Raw genomic sequence first — 4314 nt, 5'->3', positions numbered from 1 at the left:
TTGGGTGAAAAAAGAAACCCTCCAGGATCTAAGCTAAGGCAAGGATTCTGGAGGGTTTTTAGATTAGGGGTGAATAATTGGGGTTAACGGTTATTTATACATATCTATTTTTTCAAATCTTCAGTCATATGTTCACCTGTGACCTAGGCTTTACGAGTGCCTTGCTCTACCAACTGAGATAAATCGGCGATTACACTTACAGTATAGCACTCTGAGAATAGATGTCAAGGAATTTTCATCTCTATTAGAAAAAGCCTGTCCTAAGACAAGGCTTTGAGTTTCTTCATCTTAGGATCCAGCACTTTCATAAGAATCCAAGCCCCTGTCCCATAGTTTCAAGGAAATACCAAAAAAGACAAGGGAAATCAAAATCAAACCTCCAATGTTAAAGAGTACATCCTTGTCCTGCAAAAAATAGCTAGCAGGATAGTAGGCCGTAAAGGCAAAAGGCACGATAAAGCTAATCAACCAACGAAGAAGAGAATTGTAAATCGAAATCGGATACTTGGCAAAATCATTAAACATATAGAAAATGTAAATCATAGCCCCTGACTGCTTGGTCCAAAAAGCGATGCTGGCTGTCGCGATTTTAAGAGAAGTATAAATCAAGGTCGCAAAAGGAATACAGACTAGGAAAAGCAGGAATTTTGGAAGAGTCCAAGCAATGCTGGTCATGGTTGTTCCCAATAAAATACCACCGACCAAGAGTTCGCCTAAGGCATCAATCTGAAAGGTCTCAACCAAGATGTGAAAGAGAGGATTGATAGGACGAGTCAGATACTTATCAAATTCTCCTTTTCGCACCAAGCGTTGCCCCAGTGCCCAGAGATTGTCAAAAAAGAGATGATCCAAGCCCTTAGGAATCAAGGAAAAACCATAGATAAAGGCAATTTCTTGAAAAGTCCAACCTTCTAGGGATGGGATGTGTTGAAAGATGACATTGAGAAATAAGAGATTCAGGCCTTGAGTCAGAAAGACTCCCAAGACACCAACCACAAAATCCACCTTGTATTCCATGATTTGCTTGATGTATTGTCTGATAAAAATCAGATGCATGCGTTGATATTTTTTCATACTAACCTCCTTGAATGGTGATAAAGGACTGGACTCGTTTCCAAATCAACTGAGACAAGCCCACCATCACTAAGAGCCAGAAAAACTGCAAAGCGAGTGCCTGAAGCATCTGATTAGCATCGTATTTCCCAACAATAATCATGACTGGGGTATAAATCAAGGATGAAAAAGGCAGGAAGGACAGAATATCTGCAACAACCTTTGGAAAGAAAGCCAAGGGAATCAAACTTCCAGACATAAAGGCCACTATGGAAGTCTTGAGTAGATTGGAACCCCAAAGATTTTTAAACACAAAGGCTGAAAATCCAAAGCAAATATTAAAGAAAAAGTTAATCAGATAAGCCAAAGTTAGGCTAAAGAGATAAAGGACAGTTAATCCCAGCACTTCTACAATCCCTTGCCCAGATAAGATTTTCATCAAAACAATGACACTTAAAAATGGAAGGCCAACGCTGATAAAAATCAACCACTTGGAACCAAGCTCGGTGAAAAGATAGGAGGCCGCAAAATGCACTGGTCGCAACAAACGCATGATAATGGAGCCATCCTTGACCTCCTCCCCAATCATAAAGGACGAATCGGATCTAGTCAGAAGATTGGTCACAAAACTCATGATGATGTAGAGGGTGATATCCGCCATACTGAAGCCCTGAATCAAAGACTCTTGCGAAGAATCAAAGACAGCCTTCCAGAGATAAAAGGCCACAAAAGCCCCCATGACATCGCCAATCCGATAGAGAATAAAGTTGACTCGGTAAGTAATCAACTCCTGAACCCCTGCATTGATAAAGGGTTTATAACGTCTCCACAATTTGATCATCCTAGAGCTCCTTTCGGTAGAAGCGACGGATAATATCCTCAATATCCGTATCCACCATCTTCAAATCGCGGATTTCAAAATCAGACAGGGTTTGCTTGATAATGTCAGCTGACTGGTAGCGAGAACTATCAAATTCAATGTTGAGGCTGTTTCCTTGTCTATCAATGGTCATATCAGACAGACCTTCATAGTGAGAGACGAGATGACTTTGACCTGGTAGCAGTTCAAAAGAGAGAGTCTTCATCTTACCAAAGGTCTCCTTGAGTTGGCTCACCGTTCCATCAAAAATCTCTTTCCCCTTGTCAATCATGAAAATCCGATCACAAAGTTGCTCAATATCACTCAAATCGTGAGTGGTCAAAAGAATGGTAGTTTCTTCCTCTTGATTGATCTGAGTAATTGCCCGACGAATATTATCCTTAACCGAAACGTCCAAACCAATGGTCGGCTCATCTAAAAAAAGAACCTTGGGATTGTGGAGCAAGGAGGCCGCAATATCCGCCCGCATCCGTTGTCCCAGTGAAAGAGTCCGCACGGGATCCTTGATAAAGTCCTTCAAATCCAAGACTTCATTCAAAAAGTCCATACGCTTATGAAAGAGCGAGTCTGGCACATCATAAATCTCTTTTAAGACAGTGTAGGTCTCTTGCAGAGCCAAATCCCACCATAGCTGGGTGCGTTGTCCAAAGACTACGCCAATATCTTTGACATAATCTTGCCGATTGTCCTGGGGAATCTTGCCGTTAATCCGACAAAAACCAGATGTTGGTTTCAAAATTCCTGTCAGCATTTTAATGGTTGTCGACTTCCCAGCACCATTTGCCCCGATAAATCCTAAAATCTGCCCTTTTGGAACCTCAAAGGTCAAATCCTTGACCGCTTCAAAGGTCTGCTTTTCAGGATGAATAAAGGAGCGCAAAGCCCCCTTCAAGCCCGGTTCCTTAACAATCTTCACAAAATGTTTCTGAAGATGTTCCACTTCTATCATTGCCATATCTATCTCCCTATCATAAGGAATAGCAACATTGTGTTTTTAACTACAAATATTCTAAATCCTTACTTTCTACACCTTCTACATTTTATTACTACAGAAGGCTTTATACCAACCTATTATAGTCCAATAAAAAACAGAATGCAAGCGTTTGCCTATGGATTGTGAAATTAGGATTTCTCTCATAAAATAATACTTTTAATCAAAAATTCAGTTGAATAGTTTAAATTACCAACCTACTCATCTTCTCACCAGAGGGCGGTATTAACTTTGATCATAAAATCGGATACTCCCTCTATCCAGAAAATATGCTCAGAATGATTGTCTCTAAACAATACCTGCTCTTTTACCTCATTCATGAAAAAGAAGTCCATACCCTGAGAATTATCAACTCACGCACCGACTACCTAAACCAACTCGACCACCTCTTTCGTACATGTAGGAAACTATTTTCCTCACAAATAATCTCATTATAAAATCCAATAAATTTTTTTAGCTCACTTGAATATTTTCTTTGTATCGTTTTATCAGCTTCAATCTGATTTAGACTTGTTACCTTGGAACGACTTGAAATAACCTTTGTAAAATAACACTTAAGACTTTCATCATCTCGTATAAATTTTTCAATAGTGATATAAAAAGCTTTCATATTCTGTTTGTAATCAGATATTAATTGATTAATTTTATCATTCTGATGAAGATTCGATACCATAATATATAGCGGATTGAAATAAGATGAGAACAAATTGATTGGAAAAGTAAAATTAATTTCTATAAATGTTTTAGCAATTGTTTCATACTATTTTAGATTCAGTCTACTATACATAAACTAACCTCCTCATTATTAGCAAGGCTTCTACTGATTATAACCTAATTCTTAGACTACTTCAAGACTAACTGTCCAATAATAATCTACAGATAAATCATCCACTCTTAATCAAATTTTATTCAATCCATCTACTCATTCCCAAAAGGTTGCTGTATAATGCAAGACATTTTTCTTACAGCTTTTACTTTTCCTTACCCTCAATTTAGTGAGCTAATAAATTATTCTTCTTCAAAAGGTTGAGATTTATCTAGTAACTCTAAAACATTAATGGTAGGTAGCAACATTGCTTCACTGCTATCAATTGCCGAAACTATTGAAACAATAGAACGTAAATAAGGATAAAGAATAGCAGTACCATTTACGTATAGAATATCGGTGATATTTTCATCTATATTTATTTCAAAATATCCTATTACAGTTACAGATATTTTTTTCATGGCATCTTTGTCAACTAAAGAAACACTAAGTTTTACGGCTCCATGACTATAATCATCTGTATGACCAACCTTAACTATGGGATATAATATATCGAAGGTAAATGTGAACAAATTGATTAGGGAATTTAAACCAACTTCTAACAATGTGTTATACTCAATGAAA

Annotated in this window: 5 protein-coding genes; all 5 read right to left on the bottom strand. The window is 37.7% G+C overall.

All coding sequences use genetic code 11. From position 1 onward, the window contains the following. Positions 1-288 precede the first annotated feature (288 nt). The 5 genes from HT723_RS01340 to HT723_RS11385 all read right to left on the bottom strand — a co-directional run bounded on the left by HT723_RS01340 (position 289) and on the right by HT723_RS11385 (position 4295). Complete coding sequence (locus HT723_RS01340; RefSeq protein ID WP_000760734.1) at positions 289-1074, bottom strand: ABC transporter permease; 786 nt, start codon at positions 1072-1074, stop codon at positions 289-291. A 1-nt stretch (position 1075) separates the two neighbouring features. Next, a complete protein-coding gene (locus HT723_RS01335) occupies positions 1076-1894 on the bottom strand; it encodes an ABC-2 family transporter protein (RefSeq protein WP_000594191.1) in 819 nt (272 codons plus the stop codon). A gap of 1 nt (position 1895) precedes the next feature. Continuing rightward, positions 1896-2888: an ATP-binding cassette domain-containing protein gene (locus HT723_RS01330; RefSeq protein WP_138699768.1), complete on the bottom strand. Its 993-nt coding sequence runs from the start codon at positions 2886-2888 to the stop codon at positions 1896-1898. A 400-nt stretch (positions 2889-3288) separates the two neighbouring features. Continuing rightward, on the bottom strand, positions 3289-3534 hold the full coding sequence (locus HT723_RS11870; RefSeq protein ID WP_000643408.1) for a hypothetical protein: 246 nt from the start codon (positions 3532-3534) through the stop codon (positions 3289-3291). A 398-nt stretch (positions 3535-3932) separates the two neighbouring features. Then, positions 3933-4295 carry a protein-export chaperone SecB gene (locus tag HT723_RS11385; protein WP_000895069.1) on the bottom strand — a complete coding sequence of 121 codons (363 nt, stop codon included), beginning with the start codon at positions 4293-4295 and terminating at the stop codon, positions 3933-3935. Between the last annotated feature and the right edge of the window lie 19 nt (positions 4296-4314).

The sequence above is a fragment of the Streptococcus sp. 2106 genome (assembly GCF_013277315.1).
In the GTDB taxonomy this organism is placed as follows: Bacteria; Bacillota; Bacilli; order Lactobacillales; family Streptococcaceae; genus Streptococcus; species Streptococcus pseudopneumoniae.
Note: the sequence above shows the minus strand (reverse complement) of the source record. Positions and strands in the feature narration are given on the sequence as shown.